Here is a 24,108-nt window from a genome sequence, read left to right on the forward strand (position 1 = left end):
GCCGTATCTTCAAGGCCTCCGCTGGGCCCCGGCCCCGGCACGCGCCCTATTCCATCGGCCGGCGCCCTCACCAGGTCCTCCGAGAAAGCAGGGGACGTGGGGAAGGGCTCGTTCCGGTCCGGTGTTCCTTCCACAGCGGGACACCTGCACCTCCTGACACCCGGAGCTGACATTTCAGGGCGTCAGGAACGAACGCACATATCAGCGTTCTGTCAGCACCGGTCGGCACACTGAGGACAGACGCTGAAACGGAGGAACCTGATGACCGACGCCATTCGCGCGGAAGGTCTGGTCAAGGAGTTCAAGGGCGCCCGTGCCCTGGACGGAGTAGACCTGACCGCCAGGACGGGGGCCGTGCTGGGCGTCCTGGGACCCAACGGATCCGGGAAGACCACGACCGTACGCATCCTGTCGACGCTGTTGCGCCCCGACGGCGGATACGCCACCGTCGGCGGGTTCGACGTGGTGCGCCAACCCCACGAAGTGCGCCGACAGATCGGCCTGACCGGCCAGTACGCCGCCGTGGACGCCGAGCTGACCGGGACCCAGAACCTGGTGCTCATCGCCCGCCTGTTGGGCTTCGATCGGGCCCAGGCCCGGACCCGGTCCGCCGAACTGCTGGAGCGCTTCGGGCTCGCCGACGCCGGCGGGCGCGCGGCCAAGACCTACTCGGGAGGCATGCGCCGCCGACTGGACCTGGCCGCGAGCCTGGTCGGGCGCCCGGCGCTGCTGTACCTGGACGAACCGACCACCGGTCTGGACCCGCACAGCCGCAACGGCCTGTGGGCCGTGGTCCGTGACCTGGTGGGAGACGGGGTGACCGTGCTGCTCACCACCCAGTACCTGGAAGAGGCCGACCAACTGGCCGACGACATCATGGTGTTGGACCACGGCAAGGTGATCAGCCAGGGGACACCCGAGGAACTCAAGAACCAGGCCGGCGACCAGGTCCTGGAGCTGCGCACGGTGGACAGCGCTCAGCTGCCCCTGGCGACCAAGATCATCGAGGCGGTCACGAGCGCCCCCGTCAACAGCGACGGACTGGTGGCCGGCGTGCCGGTCAACGACGCCTCCATCCTGCCCGAGGTGGTCCGTCGCCTGGACGAACAGGGTGTGGCCGTGGGTGAACTGTCCCTGCGCAAACCCAGCCTGGACGAGGTGTTCCTGGCCCTGACCGGGCACACCGCCGAGGCCACGGAGACCGACAACGACCCCGAGGGAGCTCGCCCGTGAGCACCGTGACCACCCGGCCATCGGCCGCCTCCTCCGGACCCGTACCGCACATCCCACAGCGGATCAGCCCGCTGGTGACCGTGCAGAACGGGCTCCAACTCACCTGGCGCAGCGTGCTGAAGATCAAGGCCAACCCCGAAGAGGTCTTCGGGCTGATGCTGCAGCCGGTCATGTTCGTGACCCTGTTCGTCTTCGTCTTCGGTCAGGCGATGATGGGCGACTGGCAGACCTACCGGGACTTCCTGATGCCCGGCATCATCGCGCAGTCGGTCATCTTCGCGACCATGGGCACCGGTTTCAGCCTGAGCCAGGACGTGGAGAAGGGGATCTTCGACCGCTTCCGCTCGCTGCCCATCGCCCGTTCGGCGCCGCTGATCGGTGCGATCCTGGGCGACCTCGTCCGTTACGCCATCACGGTCGTCATGGTGCTGCTGGTCGGACTGGCCATCGGGTTCCGACCAGAGGGCGGGGTGGTCGGTGTGCTGGTCGCCGCCGCCCTGATCCTGCTGTTCGCCTTCGCGCTGTGCTGGATGTCGGCCTTCGTGGGGATGCTCGCCCGCACCCCCATGGCCGTGCAGTCCTTCGCGATGATCCTGTTGTTCCCACTGACCTTCGGTAGTTCCGCGTTCGTCGCACCCGACGACATGCCGGGCTGGCTCGCGCCCATCGCCGCGAACAACCCGGTCACCCACGTGGTGGACGCCATGCGCGCGCTGATGATCGGTGGCGACGTCGCCGGACCGGTGACCTGGACCCTGGTGTGGTCGGTCATCATCACGGCGATCTTCTTCCCACTGGCGGTGTGGGCCTACCGGCGCCGCACCTGAGGGACCACCGTGTCCACCCGAACGTCCCGCCCACCGGGACATTCGGGGCTCAGGGCTCAGGGCTCAGCGGCGCCAGTCTCCGGCGTCGACGTCGTCGGGCACGATCGGCTCCAGCCACCGCGCCGTCTTCTCCAGGATCCGCGCTCTGGGCGTCTCGCGCCCCCGGGTGATCAACCGCTCCACCTCGGCCTCTCCCAACGTTCGGGCCAGGCGCGAACGCAGGGCCTCGATCCTGGCGGAGGCGGTTCTGAGGACCCCGCGCAATCCAGCGCTGTACCCCAACAGCTCCGCGGCCCATCGGGGATCGGTGTCCTCGGTCAGCCGGGAGAGGATCTCCAACGCGCCCAACCCGGACATGTCGGACCCGTTGCGGGAGAGCCACCACGCCCGCCCCGCCTCGGCCCAGGCCCGTTCGACGTCCCCCTCGGCCCAGGCGAGTTCGGCGGACAGAGTGCGCCAGGTGGGTTCGATGTAGACCGGCGCGAACCCGCCCAGACCACGAACCAGGGGGTCTGTACGTTCCAGCAACCGTCGGGCCCCCGCCAAGTCCCCGGTGGCCTGCATCCAGTGGATCCTGATCATGTGATGGGTGACCCGGTGCTCGTCCTGTGCCGTTTCGGCTTGAATCCTTTCGAGTTCGAGGGCGGCGTCGTCCGTGTCGCCGAGTTCGACCAGGATCTGGGCCATGAGAGTGCGAAAGAGCCCGCCGAGCCCATCCAGCCCGGAGCCCTCGGCCAGGTCGATGCCCTCCCGGAGCAATGCACGGGAGCGTTGCAGGTCGGTGGCCATCGTCGCGTCCACGAGCTGGGCCAGGGCGTTGCACTGTCCCCACACGTCCCCGCACTCGCGCATCGTCGACAGGGCGATCTCCGCCCGTGCGCGAGAGCGGGCGGCGTCACCGAAGACCGCGTCGAGCATCGACAGCGACAGGTACACCATCGCCCGGGCCCAGGGATCCTCCTGCCCTTGGAGAGCCATCTCCGCCCGTGCCCGGGCGGGGCCGTCTGGGTCACCCTCGGTCATCGCCCGGTAGACCAGGCAGGAGATGAGCACCGGATGCCGCTCGACCTTCGTCCCACCGGCCTCGCACACCTCCTCCACCCGGGCCAGGCGTTCCAGCAGGACCGCGCGTCCCGAGACCATCTCTCCCGCCTTGTGGAACAGACAACCGGCGTAGGCGACCTCCCTCCCCGGCGGCACCTTCTCCCCCACCAGCTCCAGTACCTGCTCGGACCAGCGATGGATCTGCCGCCAGGCCCCGTCCAGTGTCCAGTACCACTGGGTGTACTCCACCAGGTCCAGGGCCAGTTCGGCGTCACCGCTCTCCAACGCCCAGTGGAAGGCGGTGGTGCAGTCGTCCACCTCGCCCCTGAGCCGGTCCAGCCAGAGGACCTGTCCGGGTCCGCGCAAGCCGGGGTCGGCCCGCCGCCACAGTTCCAACACGTGCAGGGCGTGGGCGTCGCGGACCCGCGTCTCCTCCCCGGACTCCACCAGGCGCTCCCACCCGTAGGCCCGGACCGTCTCCAGCTGCCGGTAGGCGGGCGGCGCGTCGTCGTCGGCGCGTCTCTCCGCGATCACGAGGGACTTGTCCACCAGCGCGAACAGAACCGTCCACACGTCCTGTCCGGCGAGCCGACCCGGTTCCCCGTCGGGGTCGGCCACCACCCGTTCGATCGCTTCCAGGGTGGCGCCGCCGGGGAAGACGGCGAGCCTGCGCAACAGTCGACGTTCGGCCTCGTCCAGCAGCTCCCAGCTCCAGTCGACCACCGCCCGCAGGGTGCGGTGACGAGGCAGCGCCGCCCTGCTTCCGTTGGTGAGCAGACGGAACCGGTCGGTGAGGCGTTCGGCGAGCTGCCCGGGGCTCATCACCCGAAGGCGGGCGGCGGCCAGTTCCAGGGCCAGCGGCATACCGTCCAATTCACGGGTGATGCGCACGACGTGGTCGACGTTGCCGGGGGTGAGGCCGAACCCCGGGTGTGCCGCCTGCGCGCGGGCGACGAACAGTTCCACCGCCGAGCAGTCCAGGGCCCGGTCGACGTCGGCCCCTTCCGGTGGCAGGTCGAGCGAGGGGACCGGAAGGAGGGCCTCACCCGGCAGGCCGAGCGGCTCCCGAGAGGTGGCCAGCACTCGCAGACCCGGGCAGCGGGCCAGGAGGGTCCGGACGAATCGTGCGGCTTCCTCGATCAGGTGCTCACAGTTGTCCAGCACCACCAGGCAGGGACGTTGGCCCAGGCGTGCGGCGATCCGGTCCGTCGGCGTGACCTGCGAGGCCCCGGTGCGCGCCGTGATGACGTTGAGTTCGCGCAGTTCGAGGGCGGCGGCGACGGCCTCGGGCAGTTCCTGCCCCTGTCGTACCGGTGCGAGTTCGACCCACCACACTCCTTCGCCCACCAGAGAGGGTGACCGTTTGACCAGGGTCGCGGCGGCCTCGGTGGCCAGGCGGGTCTTGCCCGCGCCCCCGGGGCCGGTGAGGGTGACCACGCGGGTGGTGGTGAGCCGGTCGACGGCCGCCTCGACCTCGGTCTCGCGCGCGACGAACTCGGTCAGGTGGTGGGGCAGCCGGAGCGGCGGCAGCGGCCCGGTTCCCGGTTGGTCACCTCCGGGCGCGGAGTCGGGGGCCCCGCGAGCGGCGGCCCCCTCGGGGCGCGGCGGGGTCGATTCTCCGCGCAGCAGGTCCAGGTGCACCCGTCGCAGCCGGGATGAGGGATCCAACCCCAGTTCGTCGGCCAATCGGCTCCGGAAGGTCTCGTAGCAGGCGAGCGCGTCGGCGGTGCGCCCGCTCCCGGCCAGGGCGCGCATGAGCAGTTCGACGGGGCGTTCACGGTGCGGGTCCCCGGACGCCAACGCCTCGGCCCTGGGCAGGGCCTCCGTCGCCCGACCGAGGGCGACCCGGGCCTCCAGAAGGTCCTCGACCGCCGTGCGATGGGACTCCCCGAGGCGCAGGGCGACCTCCTCCGCCAGACCATGGGAGGTGAGGTCGGGCAGGGCGGGCCCGCGCCACAGTTCCAGGGCACCGTCCAGGGAGAGTTCGGCCCGTTCGTATCGACCGGCCGTCAGGTCGGCCCGGCCTCGTCCGGCCAGGTCCTCGAAGACGTGCAGGTCCACCTGTTCGGGGGTGACGTCCAACCGGTATCCTCCGCCGTCACCGAGCAGGCCGATCCCCTCGCCCAGGGCACGGCGCAGGCGTGAGGCCAGGGCCTGCAGGGCGTTGCCCGCCGAGTTGGGGACGGCCTCGCCCCAGATGGCGTCGGTGAGTTCCTCCACGGCCGATGGGCGCCCTGGCCGGAGCAGGAGCAGCACCAGCAGGGTACGCAGGCGGGCGCCGCCCACGGCGACGGGCTCGCCCGAGGAGTCGAGCACCTGAAGGGGACCGAGAATGGAGAACCACACGGCTTCATGATGACCGATCCCCCGGACCGACGCCTTCGGTTATCCACAGGCCCATCGGCCATGGGGGTCCCGGTCCCGGCCCCATCGACCGGCCCGGCACCCGCTCCCGAGAGTCACCGGGGCTCGCCGGACCACAGTAGGGTTCGCTCAGGACCGTGTGACGGCGCCGGATACGGCCCTCGCGCGCACGGTTCCACCGCGACGGGTACCGGGGCCTACCTCCCGTGTGCCGGGTCCGGTGCACAGCGAGTCTCGCCTTATGGCCCGAAAGTCCAGCAGGAGCCCCATTTTGTTCCCGGTCTTGCCTTTCACCCGGACCGTCGCCGAACGCGGCGCCCCCCGCACCCGTCCCGATGCCCGTGCGGGTGCCGTCGTAGCGGGGGCCGCCCTGCTCGCGTCGACCGGTTGTGGCGTGCTCAACACGGAACTGAGCGGCGAGATGCCCACCGACATCAACGTGATCAGTCCGATGATGCAGGAGGGGCAACCTCTGCCCGCCAGTTACACCTGCGAAGCCGAGGGTGAGTCGGTCTCCCCGCCGTTGAGCTGGTCGGGCCTGCCCGACGACGTGGGTTCCATCGCGCTGGTGGTCGACGATCCCGAGGCCGCCTTCGTGTTCTGGGTCGTCACCGACCTGGACCCGCAGCTGGTGGAGCTTCGACAGAACACCGTGCCGGCCGACGCCAAGATCGGTCAGAACAGCTCGGGAGAGGCCGCCTACGGAGCGCCCTGCCCCGCGGAGGACGACACGCATTCCTACCGGTTCACGGTGTACGCGTTGAACGAACCCCTCGATCTGCCCGAGGGCGCGGCACTGGACCTGACGCTGGAGAACATCGCCGCGCAGGCCGTGGCCAGGGGCTCCCTCATCACCAACAGCGGGTGAAATAGCTCATACCGGCCATTTCACACCCGGCCTCGCCTTCCCCCCAGCGGCCCGGGAACGAACCGAGGAAGCTCCCGTTGCCCTCTGCACACAGCGCACGACAGCACATACAGTAGGGCTGTGTCCCCCGCCCCTTTTCAGATGACCGATTTCCGCCCACCCGCCGCGCGGTATCCCGGTTCGAGACCGCAGCGGGGCTTCGGCGCCCACTTCGCGAAGGCGGAGTGGGTCCGCGACCCCGCGATCGGCCGGAACCAGTGCGCCACCCTCCCCCGGCCGGTCCTCATCCGACCGACACCCGGTGCGCCCCGGACGCGGCAGACCTCCCCAAGGTAGTGCGTACACCATGACCGTCACCATCATCATCATCGCCGTCATCGTCGTGCTCGCCGTGCTGGTGCTCCTCCTACTGGGGATGCGGGCGCTCAGCCTCGGCTCGAACGACGACTATGACGACGACTACGACGACGACGTCCAGGACGATCGCGACGACCGGCCCGCCCGAGGCCGGGGTCGAGGGCGGGCCGACCTCGACGGCGATGACGAGGGGGACCGTGGTCGCCGGCCGAGCAGGCCGGAGCGACGGCCCAAGGGGCGGCGGCAACGCGAGGTCGACTGGGAGGACGACTCCGACGGGCTCTCCGACAACGACTTCTGGTCGAGTCTGAACGACGAGGGGCCCGCGCAGACGAGCCCCCGGGACAGGGGCAGGGACGACGCCTACGACGCGGGGGACGTCGACGGCTATGAGGACTACGACGACGAACCCGTGCGCGGTGGCCACCCGGATCAGGGCCCACCCACGATGGTCGACGCCCCGGTCGAGGACCGGGTCCCGCGCGGAAGCGCCTCGGACCTGGCCATGCTGGCCGGCCTCGGACACAGTGAACCCCCGGGCGCCCCGCCGCCCCAGCGCCCCGAACCACGACACCCGGAGCCGCGGCACAGTCCCGCCGCCCTGGACTCGGGCCCCACTCCGTCGGCGCTTCCGCCCACGCAGGGGTTGCCCCCGTCGCAGCCGACCACGCCCATCGACTCCGGGGTGCGCGCCGACGATCCGCTGGGCACCGGTTGGACCCCACCACCGCCTTCGACGGGGGACCCCTTCGAGGGGCGTGAGCCGCTCACCCAGTCCGAGCGGCTCGGGTTGAACGAGGGGGGCGACGTTCCCGACCCCTACGGTTCGGACCGCACCCCCCTGGGGACGGGGTCGGGTTCCTCCGACCCCTACGGTTCGGACCGCACCCCCCTGGGGACGGGGTCGGGTTCCTCCGACCCGCTCGACCCGGGTTTCCGGCCCAACCCCGGCGAAGACTTCAGGTCGCCGATCTGGTCCAGCATGGACACCGGCGCCCACCAGCGCTCCGACCTGAACGGCTACGGCATGCCCGGTACGCCGAGCACACCGAGTGGGTCCGGTCTCGGTGGCCCCTCGGGCGCCATGCCCGCGCCCGGTCAACCCATGGGCGGCCCGAACGTGCCCGGCCACCCGGCCCCCGGGCCGGGTTCGGATCCGCTGACCGGCGGTTACCCGTCCGGGGCGTTCCAGGGTGGGCCCTACGCTCCCGACCTCGCCGACACCAACTCCTTCGGCCGGCCGGAGTACGACACCGGAACCCACCAACGCAACCCCTACGACAGCGGCACCCACACCCGGCCGAGCCACCAAGGCGGGCTCACACCACCCCGCCCCGAATACGACACCGGCCAACACAGCCGCCCCACCTACGACACCGACTCCTTCACCCGGCCGGAGTACGACACCGGAACCCACCAACGCAACCCCTACGACAGCGGCACCCACACCCGATCGGGCCACCTGGGCGGACCGACCGGCCAGGGTGACCTCGGCCGGTTCGACACTCCCGGCGCATCGGGCGCCCTGGGCGTGCCCGGTGGACCCGGGGTCCCCAGTGGTCCGATGGCACCGGGCGGGCCCACGATGCCCGGGGCCCCCGGCACGAGCCACGGAGGCAACGCCCCCCTGTGGGACTCCCCGCAGGGACCCGGTTACGGAGGGTCCGGTGGGCCCACGCAGATGCCCGGTGGACCCGGCGGACAGGACGGGCCGGGTCGATCCGCCCCGTATCCGACCGGCGGATACCCCACCGACCCCGGGTACGGCACCTACCAGAGCGGCCAGTTCAGCGGCCTGCCCTACAGCGAGCAGCGGCCACCACAGACCGATCGGTTCGGACGACCGCTGGGCCAGGGCGGGCCCCCGCAGAGCCCCGGTGGCCAGGGCGGTTACTCGGACATGCTGGGCGGGGGCTTCCCACCCTCGGACTACGGCTACCCGCAGGTGGACGACCGGCACCCCGAGGGCGAACGACCCGGCGCGGGCCCGCGGTACGGTGGCCCCGCCCCGCGGCCGGGCCAGGGACCCTACGACGAGGAGCCCCGCCCCGGTTACGGCCAGGACTACTACGAGGGCGGTTACGAGGACGGGCGCTTCCGGTGACCGTATGGCCGGGACCGGCCTCGGGCGACCGAGCGTGACATCGACCCGGCCCCGCGGGAACGACATCGGATTCATCGCCTCACCCCACCGAGGTGGCGGAAACCCCGCCACCTCGGTTTTCTTATGTCCCGTTCGTTTCCCCCGACGCCCCCAGTGACGAGAGCGGTCACCGGAACCGCGATGATTCGTCACTCGGTGTCATGAATATTGACTACAATGAGTGATTGAACATGCACTCATCGGGGTGTCCCCGCTGTCAGGCGCACCGCCGCACACCCCCGTCCACGTGCGCCCTCGCGCGCACCCGCCCGGTTCGACCCGAACGGAGCAACCATGCGCAACGACGTCCAGGGAGCACTACCCGGGCGGCGAGGAGAGACCTCCCCGCCGCCGGAAACCCACCCGGACCGCAAGGGACCGGCCGCCGACATCGGCGCCTCCCTCGTGGTCTTCCTGGTCGCCGTCCCCTTGTCCCTGGGGATCGCCGTCGCCTCCGGCGCGCCCCTCATCGCGGGCATCATCGCCGCCGTCGTGGGCGGCATCGTCGCCGGCCTGGTCGGCGGTTCGGTGGTCCAGGTCAGCGGCCCCGCCGCCGGACTCACCATCATCGTCGCCGACCTGATCCTGACCTACGGCTGGCGGGTCACCTGCCTGATCACGCTGTTGGCGGGCCTGGTCCAACTGGCCCTGGGCGCGTTCCGCATCGCGCGCGCCGCCCTGGCCGTCTCCCCCGCCGTCGTCCACGGCATGCTCGCCGGGGTGGGCGTGACCATCGCCCTGGCCCAACTCCACGTGGTCCTGGGCGGCGCGCCCCAGAGCTCCGCCCTGGCCAACATCGCCGACCTGCCTCGACAGGTCGCGCAGAACCACACCGCGGCGGTCCTGGTCGGGGTCGTCACCATCGCCATCATGTTCGGTTGGAACCGGCTGCCCGCCATCGCCGGGGTCCGACCGGGCGTGATCCCGGCCGCGCTGGTCGCGGTCGGCACCGCCACCGTCATCGCGACCCTGGGACGTTGGGAGGTCGAGACCGTCACGTTGCCCGCCTCCCTGGCCCAGGCGTGGAACGGACCCGCCCTGCCCGAGTCCGGCCAGTGGCACGGAATCGCCCTGGCGGTGGCGGCCGTGGCCATGGTCGCCAGTGTCGAATCGCTCCTGGCCGCCATCGCCGTGGACCGCCTGCACAGTGGCCGCCGCGTCCGACTCAACCGCGAACTGTGCGGCCAGGGCGCCGCCAACACCGTCAGTGGCGCCCTCGGTGGGCTGCCCGTCGCGGGGGTGATCGTGCGCAGCACCGCCAACGTGCGCGCCGGGGCCCGAAGCCCGCTCTCCACGATCCTGCACGGGGTGTGGATCCTGCTGTTCGTGGCGTTCTTCGCACACGTGGTCGAACTGATCCCGATGGCGGCGTTGGCCGCGCTGTTGGTGTTCATCGGCACACAGATGGTGTCCCTGGCGCACCTGCGCGACCTGCGCCGCCACCACGAGGCCGCCGTCTACCTGATCACCCTGTCCACCGTGGTGTTCCTGGGACTGTTGGAAGGGGTGTGCATCGGGTTCGCGCTCGCCATGATCATGTCCCTGCGACGGCTGACCAGGCTCACCGTGACCACCGAGGAACACGACGGTCGCGTGCACGTGACGGTGGACGGCTCACTCACGTTCCTGGGGGTGCCCCGCCTCACGCACGTGCTGCGCACCGTCCCGACGGGAACCCGCGTGGACCTGGACCTGCACGTGGACTTCATGGACCACGCCGCCTTCGAGGCCATCCACGCCTGGCGGGTGGACCACGAACGCACCGGTGGAAGCGTGGACATCGACGAGGTGCACGAGCAGTGGTACGCGCGCAGCTCCACCCGTTCCGCCCCGGCCGCCAAGACCGTGCCCAAGGGCCGTTGGTGGGCGCCCTGGGACATGCGCGACCGCGCCCGGACCGAGGAGGAGGCCCACCCGATCGGTCTGCTCACCGCCGGAGCCCGGGAGTACCACGCGAGCACCGCCGACCGGATGCGTTCGGTGATGAGCCGACTGGAACACGGCCACCGTCCCACCGCGCTGTTCATCACCTGCGCCGACGCCAGGGTGGTGCCCAACCTGATCACCGCCAGCGGACCCGGCGACCTGTACACGGTGCGCAACGTGGGCAACCTGGTGCCCGCCCCCGACGACCCCGACGGTTCCGTGGGCGCCGCGATCGAGTACGCGATCAACGTGTTGCGGGTGCCCTCCATCGTGGTGTGCGGTCACTCTCGCTGTGGGGCCATGCAGGCACTCCTGGACCGGACCCACCGAGAGCCCGAGGAAGTGGCGACCACGCACATCCGCCGCTGGTTGGCCAAGGGCGACGCGAGCCTGCGACGGGCCCACGCCGAACACGCCGAGCTCACCGCGCTGCCCACCGCCGAGGCGCTACGTCGCCTGGCCCAGGCCAACGTGGTCGAGCAGCTCGACAACCTCGAAAGGCACCCGACGGTCCGCGAGAAACTGGAGTCGGGCGAGCTGACCCTTTCGGGCATGTACTACGACCTGGAGTCGGCGAGGGTGCACCTGTTGGACCCCGCGACCGGCGGCTTCGATCCGGTCCAGGGGGTCGGGGGCGGGTCCGAACCGGTCCCGCCGCCTCAGCCGGCGGAATCGTCGTCCGGGGCGTCGTCACGCCCGTCCTGCTGAACGCCTGATGCCTGGTACATGGCGAGCAGGATGATCGCCACGATCGCCAGGATCGGCAGGCCGAAGAGGACCACCCAGACGGCGGTGGAGTCCAACGAGAGTCACCCATTCCCATGAACGCGGATGCCCGTCGGCCCGACCCCATCGGGCCCGCGGGCGTTCGTGCCCCGGGGGACCGGAGCGCATGGGTCAATCTACCGGTGCCACAGGGGTTCGGACCATCACCACGAAGCGGTATCCCCGTATCCCCGGCGTATCCGGCCCCACGCCGATACGCGCCGCGGGACGGGGTTCGGTCGGGCACCGGGGGTCATCGGCGCGGGAGATCGAGACCAATCACAAGGGCGCGGCCACCGACGCCGTATCGACGGGTTCGTGGGCCATCGAGGTGGCCATGGGCGAGGTATTCGCAGGCCGGACGCCAAGAGAGGAGGGAGTCGGCCGGTAAGCCGGATTCTGTCGGGTCCTGACGGACCGGACGGTCATCCATCTGGGGCCGTCGTTACCGACGACCTCGGTGCGGTCTACCCGCGGACTCGGGCGGGCCGCCCTCGAACATCCGCGCGAGAACCCGAAGGTTCTCTTTTTGACCTTGCTCCGGGTGGGGTTTACCTAGCCGCCCGGATCACTCCGGCCGCTGGTGGTCTCTTACACCACCGTTTCACCCTTACCACCGCGAACGGTGGCGGTCTGCTTTCTGTGGCACTGTCCCGCGGGTCACCCCGGGTCGGTGTTACCGACCACCCTGCCCTGTGGAGTCCGGACTTTCCTCGAACCCGCGCCGAACGCGGATCCGCGACCGTCTGGCCGACTCCCCCTCTGAGGGTCAGTCTAGCCCCTTCAAATGGGCGGTGTCGTTGAGGGAGCGCACCACCTGTGGGCCATCCGCGTAACAGTCCACCTCGGTCAGGCACCCGGTGTCCAGGTGCATGCGGTACAACGCCTCGATGGGGGCGAGCATCGCCTGCTGGACGATGACCTTGATCGGGGTGACGTGGCCGACCAGCAGCACCCGACGGCCCCGGTGGCGTTCCAGCAGGGCATCGCGGGCCTTCGCGACGCGTTCGGCCACCCGGGCGAAACTCTCTCCCCCGGGCGGCCCCGTCTCGGGGTCGGACAGCCAACGGTCCACGTGCTCGGCGTCGCGTTCGCGCGCCTGGGCGAAGGTCAACCCCTCCCAGGTCCCGAAGTCGGTCTCCACGAACCCCTCGTCCAACTCCACCGGAAGTCCCAGCAGGTCGGCCGCGTACCCGGCGGTCAGCCGGGTACGCGCGAGCGGCGAGGACACGATCACGTCCACACCGATTTCGGCCGCACGGCGCGCGGCCGCCTCGGCCTGGGCGTGACCGGTCTCCGTAAGGGGGATGTCACCGCGTCCGGCGAAGCGCCGTTCGACGGACAGCGGGGTCCGCCCATGCCGGAGCAGGAGCAGCCGGGTCGGTTCGGTGTCGGGAGCACCCCAGGCGCGGCTCACTCCGCGACGGGGGCGTGCAGGCCCGATTCCTCGGTGCGCACCAGGATGCGTCGGCAGTCCTCACAGCGGACGATCTCGTCGGCCGCCGCGGCCCGGATCTCGTTGAGTTCCATGGTGCTCAACGCCAACTTGCAACCGTTGCAGCGGCCATAGCGCAGCGGGGCGACGGCCACACCGTCGTACTGGCCGCGCAGCTTGTCGTAGAGCTTCATCAGGTCGTCGGGGATCTCACCGGCCACCCGCTCACGGTCCTGACCGAGGCGGGTTCGGTCCCACTGGATCTCCGCGGCGGCGGTGTCACGGCGGGCGGTGACCTCGGTGACTTCGGCCACCGCGGCCTCGCGCTCCTCACCCAGACGGACGACGTCGGCGTTGATCGTCTCGGCCTCCTCCATGACCTCCAGGACGATCTCCTCCAGCTCGGACTGGCGACGCCCCAACGACTCGATCTCCGACTGCAGGTTCTGCAGGTCCTTGGCGTTGGTGATCGCACCCGACTCCAAACGCTTGGCGTCACGGTCGGCACGGGCTCGCACCTGCTCGACGTCGCTCTCGGCCTTGCGCTGGTGGCGTTGGATGTCGGAGGCCTTGGTCTGGGCCGCCATCAGATCGGCCTCCAGGGCGTCGGCCCGCTGCTTGAGCCGGGCCGCCTCGGCGATCTCGGGCAGGGTGTGGAGACGGTGTTCCAGAAGCTGGAGTTCGGAGTCCAGGCTCTGAAGGTCGAGGAGTCTGGCCTGCGCGGCGGGTTCGGCTTTCACTTGGGGTCTCCTGAGGATCGCGGTGGGGAGGCCTTCGAGGGCCGCCCGCGCTCTGTGCAGTTGTGGTCTTCGGTACTGCGGGTTCTACACGTGTTGGAAGGTCCGTGACCAGGCGTCCGTCACGGTGGTCGACACGTGGATCTCCACGTTAGCCCCATTCGGGCCGACCGAACGCCCGAGCGCGTCGCCCAGGTGGCTCGCACCGTCGGCCAACCACGGCCATTCACTGGCGAAGTGCGCGGTGTCGATCAGGGCGGGACCACCGGCCCGCTCGACGAACTCCGAGGCCGGGTGGTGGCGCAGGTCGGAGGTGACGTAGACGTCCACCTCGGCGGCGCGGGCCGCGCCCAACAGGGAGTCCCCGGCGCCACCGGAGACGGCCACGGTGCTGATCAGGCGGTCCAGGTCTCCGGCGACCCGAATGCCCGCGGCGGTGGCCGGCAGCCCTCGGGCGACCTGGTCGGCGAAGTCGCCCAGCACGAGCGGGGCGGGCAGTTCACCGATGCGCCCGATTCCACGCCGTCCCTCGGGGTCGGTGGTGTCGGGGTCCAGCGGGCGCAGCTGTCCGGTGAGCCCGACGGCGCGCGCCAAGGCGTCGGAGACCCCCGGTGAGGCGGTGTCGGCGTTGGTATGTGCGGTGTACAAGGCCACACCCGAACGGATGAGCCGGTGCACGATCCGACCCTTGGGGGTGTCCGCGGCCACGCTGGTGACCCCGCGCAGCATGAGCGGATGGTGCGTGATGATCAGGTCGGCGCCCCGGGTGAGGGCCTCGTCGACGACGGCGTCCACCGGATCGACCGCGAACAGGATCTTATCCACCGGTTGTTCCGGGTCTCCGCAGACCAGGCCGACCGCGTCCCAGGAGGCGGCCCACGATGGCGGGTAGACCTCCTCGAAGGCGGTGACGACGTCGGAAAGGGTGGCCGAGGGCGTGGTCGAGGTGCTCACGGGCACGAGACTAACGTTCCGTGGCACCGCGCACGTACTCGAACGCCTCATCGGCCGAGCCGGGTACCCAGAGCGTGGAGACGGTCGGTGACCTCCGGTGGGGCCTCCAGCGTGAACTCGGCGCCCAGGGCCGACAACACCGCGACGTACTGACACACCAGGTCGACGGTGTCGGCGCTGAGCCGTGCCCGACAACGCCCCTCGTCCAACGGGGTGAGGGAGCCGGGCAGGGGCCCGTACACGCGCCGACGCACCTCCTCCGCGGGCAGCCCCAGGGTGAGCGTGGCGGTGTAGCGGTACTCGCCGCGCGCGAAGTGGCGGGTGAGGAAGGTCGCGGGGTCGGGCGCGGTCAGCTCGCGGGGCTCGAAGCGCCCATGGGTGGGCCGCGGGTCGCTCATCCGGTCGACCCGAAAGGTCCGCCAGTCCGCACGGTCGGTGTCGTGGGCGATGAGGTACCAGTGCCCACCGTGCAGGACCAGGTGGTGGGGTTCGACGCGACGTTCGGTGCGCTCCCCGGAACGGGAACGGTGGACCAGGTCGGTGACCACCCGATCGCGGCTGTTGGCGGCCAGCATCCCCAGGACCGTGGGGTCCACGCCCGGGGTGTCGGGGTGGGGCACGGTCGAGGTCGCCCCGGCCACCGCCGACAACCGGGGGCGCAGGCGGGCGGGCAGTAGCCGTTCGAGTTTGGCCAGGGCACGCAGCGCGCTCTCACCCACACCCTGCACGGTCGTCAATCCCATGGCGATGGCCACGGCCTCGTCGTCGTCCAGCAGCAACGGAGGCAGGTCCGAGCCGGAGACCAGCCGATAGCCGCCCGCCACCCCGGGGGTGCCCTCGACGCGGTAGTCCAGGTCGCGCAGGCGTTCCACGTCACGGCGCAGGGTTCGAGCACTGACACCGAGCCGTTCGGTGAGTTCGGCCCCGCTCCACTCCCGGCGCACCTGAAGTAGGGACAACAGGCGCAACAGCCGCTGCGGCAATCCCGCGCGGACCGACTCGGTCTCGACCATGCCCATCATCCTGCCGGCCATCGCGGCCATGATGTGACCGCATTGGTCTCTACCGTGACCACATGAGCGATCAGAAGCACACGAACGACGTGACGAGGACACTGCGAGCGCGCCTGGGACAGGCGCACAGGGATCGGGTGTACGCACCCGGCTCCGAGGGGTTCGAGCGGGCCCGCTCCGGCGCCCAATCCCTGTCCCCGCACACACCCGACGCCGTACTGCGCGCCACCGACACCGAGGACGTGCGCACCGCCGTACGCACCGCCGCCGAACTGGGCGTACCCGTGGCCGCGCAACGCACCGGGCACGGCCGCGGCACCGGGGCGAGCGGCGGAATCCTGGTGGACACCACCGCCCTGGACACCGTGGAGGTGGACCCCCGGCGCCGCACCGCCCGGGTCGGGGCCGGGGCGATCTGGCGGGACGTCATCGACGCCGCCGCCCCGCACGGGCTCGCACCCCTGTCGGGCAGCGCGCCCGCGGTCGGCGCGGTCTCCTACACCTTGGGCGGTGGAATGTCGTTGATGGGCCGCCGGCACGGATACGCCGCCGACCACGTGCACGCATTGGACCTGGTCGCCGCCGACGGTGAGACCCATCGGGTGACGGCCGAGACCGAACCCGACCTGTTCTGGGCACTGCGCGGCGGCGGAGGATCGTTCGGCCTGGTCACCGGGATGGAGTTCGCGCTGTTCCCGGTCTCCCACCTGTACGGCGGCAGCCTGTACCTGGACGCCACCGACATACCCGAGGCCCTGGCCGCGTGGCTGCGCTGGACCGCCACGGTGCCCGAGGAGATGACCTCCGGGGCCTGCGCCCTGGTCTACCCCGATGTGGAGGGCGTACCCGAGCCCATGCGCGGACGGATGGTGGTCCAGCTGTCCGTGGCCTGGTGCGGCCCCCTGGCGCAGGGCCCGACGTGGGTGGAGCCGCTGCGGTCCATCGCTCCCGTCCTCAGGGACACCACGCGCGTCCTGCCCTACGCCGAGTCCGAGACGGTCTTCGACGACCACGACGACCCGGCGCCCTACCGAGGCCGCGCGATGATGCTCACCGACCCGGGCGAGGACGCGATGACCGCGTTGTCGAAGCTGATGGCGGCCGACCGCCCCTTCATGAGCCTGGTGTCGCTGCGTCACCTGGGCGGGGCCATGTCACGGCCGCCGAAGGTCCCGGCCGCGGTGAGCCACCGTGCCGCCACCCACGCCCTGGGCGTGCTCACCTTCGCCACCCCGCACGACACCGACGCCATGGCGGATCTGCGCGCGCGGGCCACCGGCCTGTTGACCGAACACACCCTGGGGCTCGCGAGCAACCTCAACTTCGGTCCGGTCCCCACCTCGGACGTGGCACGCATGTACGAACCCGACGCCCTGGCCCGGCTCGTCGCGATCCGGGACCGAGTGGACCCGCACGGCCGCGTCCACACCAACCGGCCCCTGACCCCGCGACGGTGAGGGGCCACAAGGCGTGTCCCCTGTTTGCCGCCGGAGAGGGCGCCGCCTAGAGTGCGGGCACCACCGAGCGGGAGGCGCGAACTGCATGCGGGACACCACGGTCGAGCTCCAGGGACGTCAGGTCGCCTACACCGACATCGGCGACCCCGACGGCACCCCCGTCCTGTTCTTCCACGGCGCCCCGATGAGTCGCCGGAACCTGGGCGACCAGCACGCCGAGTTCAGGTCGGCCGGTCTGCGGGTGCTCACCCCGGACCGGCCCGGCTACGGTGGTTCGGCCCCCGCCCCGGGGCGAACCCTCACCGACTGGGCCGAGGACATGGCCGCCTTCGCCGACGCCCTCGGCCTGGACCGGTTCCTGGTGGCCGCGCACTCCTCCGGCGGCCCCTACGGCGTGGTCACCGCCGCCCTGCTGCCCGACCGGGTGCACGGCACGGTCGTCCTGGGCGGGGTCACCGACTTCTCCTGGGCACCGGCGTGGGAGGGCTACTCACCGGACGAGTGCGCCATGATGCGGCTGCCCGACGAGAGGGCCGCCCTGGAATGGGGCGAGCGCAACCTCGGCGAAGGCCCCTCCGAGTGGCCCGAACCGGACCGGAGGCTGTTCGCCACCCGACACGTCCCGCACCTGGCCGCCTCGGCCAAGGAGGCCTTCGCCCAAGGGGTCGGCGGCTACACCCAGGACGCCTGGGTCCAGGGCCGCCCCTGGACCTTCGATCCCTCGACCGTCGCCTCTTCGTTCCTGGTGGCCCACGGCGACCAGGACACCGTGGTGCCCCTGGCGCACGCCACGCACACCGCCGGGCTCGTACCCGGGACCGAACTGCGCATGCTGCCCGACCACGGCCACGTCACCGTGCTGTGGGAACTCCCCGGGATGCTCACCGAACTGCGCGAACGTCGCTGAGGGCCACCGCCCGTGTGAGCGGCCGCACGGCCTAAGGTGGTTCGACGATGAACAACACCGAACAAAGACCTCAGTCCCCGATCGGCGCGCACGTCCCGGTCGCGGGCGGCATGGCCACCAAGGGCCTGGCCTACGCGGAGAAGATCGGCGCCGAGACCGTCCAGGTGTTCGTGTCCAACCCCCGCGGGTGGGCCACCAACGACGGCGACCCCGCCCAGGACGCGATGATGCGCGAGCGCGCCGACCTGCCCGTGTTCGTGCACGCCCCCTACCTGATCAATCCGGGCACCCCCAGCGAGGAGACCGCCGCCAAGTCGATCACCTCGATGGAGCACGCACTGCGGCGAAGCGCGCGGATCGGCGCGCTGGGCGCGGTCATGCACACCGGTTCGGCCGTCTCGGGCACCCGTGAGGACGGGTTGGCCCGTGCCCGCGAGCGCCTGCTGCCGATGCTGGAACGGCTGGGCGGGGACGTGCCCCCGCTGCTGTTGGAGCCCATGGCCGGGCAGGGTCAGGTGCTGTGCGCCACCGTCGACGACCTGGTCCCCTACTTCGAGGCCCTGGACTGGCACCCCAACGTGGGTGTGTGCCTGGACACCGCGCACCTGTTCGCGGCCGGGCACGACATCTCCACGGTGGAGGGCATGCGCGAGGCGCTGGACCGTTTCGGCGAGGTGGTGGGCGCCGACCGGCTCAAACTCATCCACTGCAACGACTCCAAGGCGCCGTGCGGCAGCAACAAGGACCGGCACGAGAACATCGGCAAGGGCCACATCGGCGCCGAACCCTTCGCCGAGCTGTTCCGCCACCCGGTGACCGCCGGGGTCCCCATCACCCTGGAGACCCCCGGGCCGGAGGGTCCCCACGCCGAGGACGTGACCACCCTCAAGAAGCTGCGCGAGCAGGCCTGAGACGGCATCGCCCGCCGGGCCCACCGGATCTTCCCGATTCGGCGGGCCCGTCTCCTTCACCCCTGCCGAGCCTCCTCGGACAGGGCCAGGTCGGCCCGGCGGGCCGTCTCCGCGATGACCTTCCTGGCGAGGAGCGCGGTGCCGGCCATGATCACCCCACCGACGAGGAACGGCAACGCGAGGTCGACGCGCCCGAGTGTCCCGCCCAGCAGCGCTCCGATCGGGGTGATGCCCCAACCGATCATCTTGCTCGCCCCGTTGACCCGCCCGCGCACACGGTCGGGGACCACGGTCTGGTAGTAGGGGCTCGCCGCGATGTTGGAGGCCACGATGCAGAATCCGAGTCCGACCAGGAAGACGAAGGCCGTGGAGGCACCAGGGGCCAGGGCCACCGCCACCGACGCCGCGGCCACCCCCAGGTAACCGCCGAGGACGACCGTGCGCCGTCCCAGACGGACGATCAGTCGGTCCGTCACCAGCGTGGCGAGCACACCACCGACCGCCGAGGACATGGTGAAGGCCCCGAAGTAGGCGGCCGAGACCCCCAGGTCGCCCTGGGCGTAGAGCACCAGCACGGCGCCGCCCATGTTCGCGCCGATCATCATCCCGGCGTTGCAGAGCATGTTGCCGCGCAGGATCCGGTCGCCGAAGACCTGTCGGAACCCTTCCCCGGTCGAGCGCCAGAACCCCTCGGACTCGGTACGCGAGTCCTCTTCGCCGGCCGGGACGGAGCGGCGCCACACCATCGGGATGGCGCACAACAGCACCACGCACAGGGCGTAGGAACCGGCGATGCCCAGCAGGGGCGCAGCCGCGCCGGCCGCGAACAGGAAGCCGGCCACCGGCCGCCCCAGGCAGTCCTGGGCGACCAGCCGGCCCCCTTCCACCCGGCTGTTGGCCCGGTCCAGTAGGCGTGGGAGAACCAGCCGGACCACCGCGATACGACTCGCGGGGTCGGTGACGGTCTCACAGGTGATGACCGCGAAGATCGCCGCGTACAGCACCCAGATCGTCAGGTTCCCGGTCACCAGGGACAGCAACAGGGCGACCATGACCAGGGTGGCCAGGGTGTTGGACACGACCATGGCGCGCATCCTGTGCACTCGGTCGATGAGCACCCCCGACAACGGGGCCAACAGCAGCCAGGGCAGGAACCGCACGGCGGTCAACCCGGAGATGAGCAGCGGGTCCTGGGTGAGTGACACGGCGATCAGCGGCAACGCCACGACGAGCATGCCGTCGGCCAGGTTGGTGAACACGCCGGCGCCCCAGAAACGGTGGAAGTCGGCGCCCAGACGCTCGGTGCGGGTGGTGTTCGTGGTGGTGGGTGCGGTGGTCATGGTGTGGCTCCTGATGGGGGGTGGAATCTCAGGTGGCTCTACCGCTCGTCGGGTTCGACGTCCTCCTCGACGAGGTCGGGGAACAGGTCGGTCTGCAACTCCACCGCCTCGGTGTCGGGGTGGCTTCGGGCCGTTCGGCCATCGAAACGGCGGGTCCAGGAGCGGATGAACTCCTGTAGCGCACCGGCGAACTCCTCGGTCTCCCGCGGGGTCATCCGCGCGTGGGAGACCGAGTCCTGCATGGCCTGCAGCCAGCGGCGCACCGCCGGTTCGTCGGGCCGTTCCCGAGTCAAGGCGTGCCACCGGTCGAGCCGTTCCCGACGCCCGCCGTAGTAGCGGTCCAGGACGATCTCGGCGGCCTCGCGGGTGGCCGGGTCGCGCAGGTGGTCGATTCCGTTGAAACGCCAGCCGCCCGGGCGGATCCGCCACCAACGATCCCGTTTGCCCGTGTGTCCGGGGTCGTTCTCCACGAACCCGAACCGGGCCAGTTGGCGCAGGTGGTAGCTGGTGGAGCCGCTGCTCTCCCCCAGACGTTCACCCAGGATGGTGGCGGTGGCCGGGCCCCGGGACCGGAGATCGTCCAGGATGCGGGCACGCAGCGGGTGGGCCAGGCCGCGCAGGGCCTCGGCACCGACGTCGAGGGGCCGGGGTGGGGTGGATTCGGGTTCCTCGCTCATACCGAAACCGTATCCCAAAGATACCTTTGCAAAAATACCTTTGCAGAATTTTCTTTGGGAAACTTCGGGGAACCGCTCCCCCGAGGAAGGAACCTCCTCCTCGTCAGCCACCGTCGTATGGGTGACAATGGGAGCGAGCGCACGTCGAGCGCGAGCCGAGGCGCAAGAGTTTCAGGACAAAGGAGCGTGTCACCGCATGGATCCGGTTTCCATGGTCATCGGAGTGGCCATCGCGGTCGGTGGATACCTCGCGGGCCGGGCCACCACCAAGCGGCAGATCACCCGACAGTTCCACCCCCACCAAGACCCCCGCGCCCTCCACGGCGGCCAGGGCCGACCCGCCAACCCCCAGCCCATCTGCGGTTGCGGTCACAACCTCGTCTTCCACGATCAGGAGACCAAGCGCTGCCTGACCCAGGTGGTCATCCCCGGCCGCTGGACGGGACAGGCCGACTCCACCTACCGCCAGTGCATGTGCCAGGGCTACCGCGGACCCACACCCGTCGACGAGTACTACGCCCCCGACTTCCTCGAAGGCAACGGCTCCTGACACCTCCCGGGACCGACCACCTCCACGGATGCGGGAACCTGGGAGTGACGAACCGACGACGTGCCGGGATGACAACACCCCCGCGCGCCGCGAGAATGTCCGCGCACCGAACAGCCGAAGAGTGGACTTGACCAAGTGACGACCCCTGTGACACCCACGATCGACCAGCGCATCGCCGAGGAACTCGGCGTGGGCACGCACCAGGTCCGTGCCACCGTCGAGCTCCTCGACGGCGGGTCGACCGTGCCCTTCATCGCCCGGTACCGCAAGGAGGTCACCGGCGCGCTGGACGACGCCCAACTGCGCGAACTTGAGGAACGCCTGCGTTACCTACGTGAACTGGGCGAACGTCGAGCCGCGATCCTGGAGTCGATCCGTTCCCAGGGCAAGTTGGACGACGAGCTGGAGGCCCGCATCAACGCGGCGGACTCCAAGGCCCGTCTGGAGGACATCTACCTCCCCTACAAGCCCAAGCGCCGCACCAAGGCACAGATCGCCCGCGAGGCCGGTCTCGAACCCCTGGCCGACGGACTGTTCGACGACCCCACCCAGGACCCGCAGCAGGTCGCGGCCTCCTACGTGGACGCCGACAAGGGCGTGGCCGACACCAAGGCCGCCCTGGACGGCGCCCGCTCCATCCTGGTGGAACGCTTCGCCGAGGACGCCGACCTCACCGGCCACCTGCGCGAACGCCTCTGGGAGAAGGGTCGATTGGGCTCGACCGTCCGTGAGGGCAAGGAGGAGGCCGGCGCCAAGTTCGCCGACTACTTCGACTTCTCCGAACCCCTCACCGCGCTGCCCTCCCACCGCGTGCTGGCCATGTACCGGGGCGAGAAGGAGGAGATCCTCACCCTCAACCTGGAGCCGGAGGAGACCCCCGACCCGGGCCCCGACGGCACCGTGCCGCGCAGCGGCTACGAGAACGCCATCGCCTCCCACTTCGACATCGTCGACCGGGGCCGACCGGCCGACCGATGGCTACAGGACACCGTGCGCTGGGCCTGGCGCACCCGCGTCCTGGTCCGGCTGGACATCGACGTGCGCATGCACCTATGGCAACAGGCCGAGGACGACGGCGTGAACGTCTTCGCCGCCAACCTGCGCGACCTGCTGCTGGCCGCCCCGGCCGGAACCCGTTCCACACTGGGCCTGGACCCGGGCCTGCGCACCGGCGTGAAGGTCGCCGTCACCGACTCTACCGGCAAGGTCGTGGCCACCGACACGATCTTCCCGCACGCCCCACGCCGTGACTGGGACGGCTCCATCGGCCGCCTGGCCGAACTGTGCGCCGCGTTCAACGTGGAACTGGTGGCGATCGGCAACGGCACCGCCTCCCGAGAGACCGACAAGCTCGCCGGTGACCTCATCAAGCTTCACCCCGACCTGAAGCTCACCAAGGTGATGGTCTCCGAGGCCGGCGCGTCGGTGTACTCGGCCTCCGCCTACGCCTCCGAGGAACTGCCCGACCTGGACGTGTCCCTGCGCGGCGCCGCCTCCATCGCGCGCCGTCTGCAGGACCCCCTGGCCGAGCTGGTCAAGATCGACCCCAAGTCCATCGGCGTGGGCCAGTACCAGCACGACCTGGCCGAGGCCAAGCTCTCGCGTTCACTGGACGCGGTGGTCGAGGACTGCGTGAACGGTGTGGGCGTGGACGTCAACACCGCCTCGGTACCGCTGCTGACCCGAGTGTCCGGGGTGACCTCCACCCTGGCCCGCAACATCGTCGCCCACCGTGACGCCAACGGCCCCTTCCGCACCCGAGAGGCGCTGCGTTCGGTGCCGCGCCTGGGCCCCAAGGCCTTCGAACAGTGCGCGGGCTTCCTCCGGGTTCCAGGCGGCGACGACCCGCTGGACGCCTCCGCGGTCCACCCCGAGGCCTACCCGGTGGTCCGACGCATGCTGGACTCGACCGGCGGCGACCTGTCCACGCTGATCGGGAACAAGAAGGCGCTCGGAAACATCCGCCCCGAGGACTTCGTCGATGACAAGTTCGGTCTGCCGACCGTCACCGACATCCTCAGCGAGCTGGACAAGCCCGGCCGCGACCCTCGACCGGCCTTCGCCACCGCCACCTTCAAGGAGGGCGTGGAGAAGCTGGGCGACCTCGAACAGGGCATGATCCTGGAAGGCGTGGTCACCAACGTGGCCGCCTTCGGCGCGTTCGTGGACGTGGGCGTGCACCAGGACGGTCTGGTGCACGTGTCGGCGCTGTCCAACAAGTTCGTGGAAGACCCACGCGACATCGTCAAGCCCGGTGACATCGTCAAGGTCAAGGTGCAGGACGTGGACATCCCGCGCAAACGCATCTCGCTGACCATGCGCCTGGACGACGAGGCCCCGCAGGGCGGCGGCCGCGGCGACCGTGGTGAGCGAGGTGAGCGCGACGGACGCCGTCGCGGCAACGGCAACGGCGGCGGCGGCAAGGGCCGTGGCGACAAGCGAGGCGGCAACGGCGGCGACCGTCGAGGCGGCAACGGCGGCGACCGTCGAGGCGGCAACGGCGGCGACCGTCGAGGCGGACGCGACAACGCCCCTGCCCCCTCGGGCGCCATGGCCGACGCCCTGCGCCGTGCCGGCCTGAGCAAGTAGCGAGTAGCGAG

The 24,108-nt window shown here is 70.7% G+C and carries 18 protein-coding genes and 1 other RNA gene; 10 read left to right on the forward strand and 9 right to left on the reverse strand.

Annotation, left to right across the window (positions count from 1 at the left end; genetic code table 11):
• Positions 1-261: 261 nt before the first annotated feature.
• Together ACWGKS_RS17565 and ACWGKS_RS17570 are read left to right on the forward strand one after the other, a co-directional pair.
• On the forward strand, positions 262-1,233 hold the full coding sequence (locus ACWGKS_RS17565) for an ATP-binding cassette domain-containing protein (RefSeq protein WP_358505515.1): 972 nt from the start codon (positions 262-264) through the stop codon (positions 1,231-1,233).
• On the forward strand, positions 1,230-2,060 hold the full coding sequence (locus ACWGKS_RS17570) for an ABC transporter permease (RefSeq protein WP_358505512.1): 831 nt from the start codon (positions 1,230-1,232) through the stop codon (positions 2,058-2,060). Before ACWGKS_RS17565 ends, ACWGKS_RS17570 begins: the two co-directional genes overlap by 4 nt.
• Before the next feature lie 63 nt (positions 2,061-2,123).
• On the opposite strand, the gene ACWGKS_RS17575 is transcribed toward ACWGKS_RS17570, so the two are convergent.
• Positions 2,124-5,450, reverse strand: a complete 3,327-nt coding sequence (locus tag ACWGKS_RS17575; RefSeq protein ID WP_452523209.1) for an AfsR/SARP family transcriptional regulator — start codon at positions 5,448-5,450, stop codon at positions 2,124-2,126.
• 289 nt (positions 5,451-5,739) lie between these two features.
• Between ACWGKS_RS17575 and ACWGKS_RS17580 the strand changes: the two genes are divergently transcribed.
• From ACWGKS_RS17580 to ACWGKS_RS17590, 3 genes are all read left to right on the forward strand, one after another.
• Positions 5,740-6,336, forward strand: coding sequence for a YbhB/YbcL family Raf kinase inhibitor-like protein (locus ACWGKS_RS17580; protein ID WP_358505506.1), 597 nt, complete (start codon positions 5,740-5,742; stop codon positions 6,334-6,336).
• A 346-nt stretch (positions 6,337-6,682) separates the two neighbouring features.
• A complete protein-coding gene (locus ACWGKS_RS17585) occupies positions 6,683-8,797 on the forward strand; it encodes a hypothetical protein (RefSeq protein WP_452523211.1) in 2,115 nt (704 codons plus the stop codon).
• 333 nt (positions 8,798-9,130) lie between these two features.
• Positions 9,131-11,470 (forward strand): bifunctional SulP family inorganic anion transporter/carbonic anhydrase, encoded by a 2,340-nt coding sequence (locus tag ACWGKS_RS17590; RefSeq protein ID WP_358505500.1) that lies wholly within the window; start codon positions 9,131-9,133, stop codon positions 11,468-11,470.
• On the opposite strand, the gene ACWGKS_RS17595 is transcribed toward ACWGKS_RS17590, so the two are convergent.
• The 6 genes from ACWGKS_RS17595 to ACWGKS_RS17620 all read right to left on the reverse strand — a co-directional run bounded on the left by ACWGKS_RS17595 (position 11,422) and on the right by ACWGKS_RS17620 (position 15,687).
• Complete coding sequence (locus ACWGKS_RS17595; RefSeq protein ID WP_190318368.1) at positions 11,422-11,565, reverse strand: hypothetical protein; 144 nt, start codon at positions 11,563-11,565, stop codon at positions 11,422-11,424. The genes ACWGKS_RS17590 and ACWGKS_RS17595 overlap by 49 nt on opposite strands.
• Positions 11,566-11,899: 334 nt before the next feature.
• Positions 11,900-12,285, reverse strand: an RNA gene (gene rnpB, locus ACWGKS_RS17600) — RNase P RNA component class A.
• An 11-nt stretch (positions 12,286-12,296) separates the two neighbouring features.
• Positions 12,297-12,944 (reverse strand): histidine phosphatase family protein, encoded by a 648-nt coding sequence (locus ACWGKS_RS17605; protein ID WP_452523212.1) that lies wholly within the window; start codon positions 12,942-12,944, stop codon positions 12,297-12,299.
• Positions 12,941-13,702, reverse strand: coding sequence for a zinc ribbon domain-containing protein (locus ACWGKS_RS17610; protein WP_358505495.1), 762 nt, complete (start codon positions 13,700-13,702; stop codon positions 12,941-12,943). The genes ACWGKS_RS17605 and ACWGKS_RS17610 overlap by 4 nt, the downstream gene beginning before the upstream one ends.
• A gap of 84 nt (positions 13,703-13,786) precedes the next feature.
• Positions 13,787-14,659, reverse strand: coding sequence for a Nif3-like dinuclear metal center hexameric protein (locus ACWGKS_RS17615; RefSeq protein ID WP_358505492.1), 873 nt, complete (start codon positions 14,657-14,659; stop codon positions 13,787-13,789).
• A 41-nt stretch (positions 14,660-14,700) separates the two neighbouring features.
• Positions 14,701-15,687, reverse strand: coding sequence for a helix-turn-helix transcriptional regulator (locus tag ACWGKS_RS17620; RefSeq protein WP_358505489.1), 987 nt, complete (start codon positions 15,685-15,687; stop codon positions 14,701-14,703).
• Positions 15,688-15,728: 41 nt separating this feature from the next.
• Between ACWGKS_RS17620 and ACWGKS_RS17625 the strand changes: the two genes are divergently transcribed.
• The 3 genes from ACWGKS_RS17625 to ACWGKS_RS17635 all read left to right on the forward strand — a co-directional run bounded on the left by ACWGKS_RS17625 (position 15,729) and on the right by ACWGKS_RS17635 (position 18,941).
• Positions 15,729-17,123: an FAD-binding oxidoreductase gene (locus tag ACWGKS_RS17625; protein WP_452456031.1), complete on the forward strand. Its 1,395-nt coding sequence runs from the start codon at positions 15,729-15,731 to the stop codon at positions 17,121-17,123.
• 85 nt (positions 17,124-17,208) lie between these two features.
• Positions 17,209-18,030 (forward strand): alpha/beta fold hydrolase, encoded by an 822-nt coding sequence (locus ACWGKS_RS17630; protein WP_358505483.1) that lies wholly within the window; start codon positions 17,209-17,211, stop codon positions 18,028-18,030.
• A 47-nt stretch (positions 18,031-18,077) separates the two neighbouring features.
• The gene (locus ACWGKS_RS17635) at positions 18,078-18,941 is read left to right on the forward strand and encodes a deoxyribonuclease IV (protein ID WP_358505480.1); all 864 of its coding nucleotides are present in this window, start codon (positions 18,078-18,080) and stop codon (positions 18,939-18,941) included.
• Between the two features lie 56 nt (positions 18,942-18,997).
• Here the strand turns inward: ACWGKS_RS17635 and ACWGKS_RS17640 are convergent, their stop codons facing one another.
• Together ACWGKS_RS17640 and ACWGKS_RS17645 are read right to left on the reverse strand one after the other, a co-directional pair.
• The gene (locus tag ACWGKS_RS17640; protein WP_358505477.1) at positions 18,998-20,281 is read right to left on the reverse strand and encodes an MFS transporter; all 1,284 of its coding nucleotides are present in this window, start codon (positions 20,279-20,281) and stop codon (positions 18,998-19,000) included.
• 38 nt (positions 20,282-20,319) lie between these two features.
• Positions 20,320-20,958, reverse strand: a complete 639-nt coding sequence (locus ACWGKS_RS17645; RefSeq protein ID WP_358505474.1) for a winged helix-turn-helix domain-containing protein — start codon at positions 20,956-20,958, stop codon at positions 20,320-20,322.
• 196 nt (positions 20,959-21,154) lie between these two features.
• Between ACWGKS_RS17645 and ACWGKS_RS17650 the strand changes: the two genes are divergently transcribed.
• Both ACWGKS_RS17650 and ACWGKS_RS17655 read left to right on the forward strand, forming a co-directional pair.
• Positions 21,155-21,508, forward strand: coding sequence for a hypothetical protein (locus ACWGKS_RS17650; RefSeq protein WP_358505471.1), 354 nt, complete (start codon positions 21,155-21,157; stop codon positions 21,506-21,508).
• 135 nt (positions 21,509-21,643) lie between these two features.
• Positions 21,644-24,097, forward strand: a complete 2,454-nt coding sequence (locus tag ACWGKS_RS17655) for a Tex family protein (protein ID WP_452523215.1) — start codon at positions 21,644-21,646, stop codon at positions 24,095-24,097.
• Positions 24,098-24,108 lie beyond the last annotated feature (11 nt).

Source organism: Nocardiopsis sp. NPDC055879, assembly GCF_053615935.1.

Excerpts from the sequence above, each read along its gene's own strand:
- ACWGKS_RS17565 (WP_358505515.1), top strand. The coding sequence starts at position 262 with ATGACCGACGCCATTCGCGCGGAAGGTCTGGTCAAGGAGTTCAAGGGC.
- ACWGKS_RS17585 (WP_452523211.1), top strand. The coding sequence starts at position 6,683 with ATGACCGTCACCATCATCATCATCGCCGTCATCGTCGTGCTCGCCGTG.
- ACWGKS_RS17590 (WP_358505500.1), top strand. The coding sequence starts at position 9,131 with ATGCGCAACGACGTCCAGGGAGCACTACCCGGGCGGCGAGGAGAGACC.
- ACWGKS_RS17620 (WP_358505489.1), bottom strand. The coding sequence starts at position 15,687 with ATGGCCGGCAGGATGATGGGCATGGTCGAGACCGAGTCGGTCCGCGCG.
- ACWGKS_RS17625 (WP_452456031.1), top strand. The coding sequence starts at position 15,729 with ATGAGCGATCAGAAGCACACGAACGACGTGACGAGGACACTGCGAGCG.
- ACWGKS_RS17630 (WP_358505483.1), top strand. The coding sequence starts at position 17,209 with ATGCGGGACACCACGGTCGAGCTCCAGGGACGTCAGGTCGCCTACACC.
- ACWGKS_RS17635 (WP_358505480.1), top strand. The coding sequence starts at position 18,078 with ATGAACAACACCGAACAAAGACCTCAGTCCCCGATCGGCGCGCACGTC.
- ACWGKS_RS17640 (WP_358505477.1), bottom strand. The coding sequence starts at position 20,281 with ATGACCACCGCACCCACCACCACGAACACCACCCGCACCGAGCGTCTG.
- ACWGKS_RS17645 (WP_358505474.1), bottom strand. The coding sequence starts at position 20,958 with ATGAGCGAGGAACCCGAATCCACCCCACCCCGGCCCCTCGACGTCGGT.
- ACWGKS_RS17650 (WP_358505471.1), top strand. The coding sequence starts at position 21,155 with ATGGATCCGGTTTCCATGGTCATCGGAGTGGCCATCGCGGTCGGTGGA.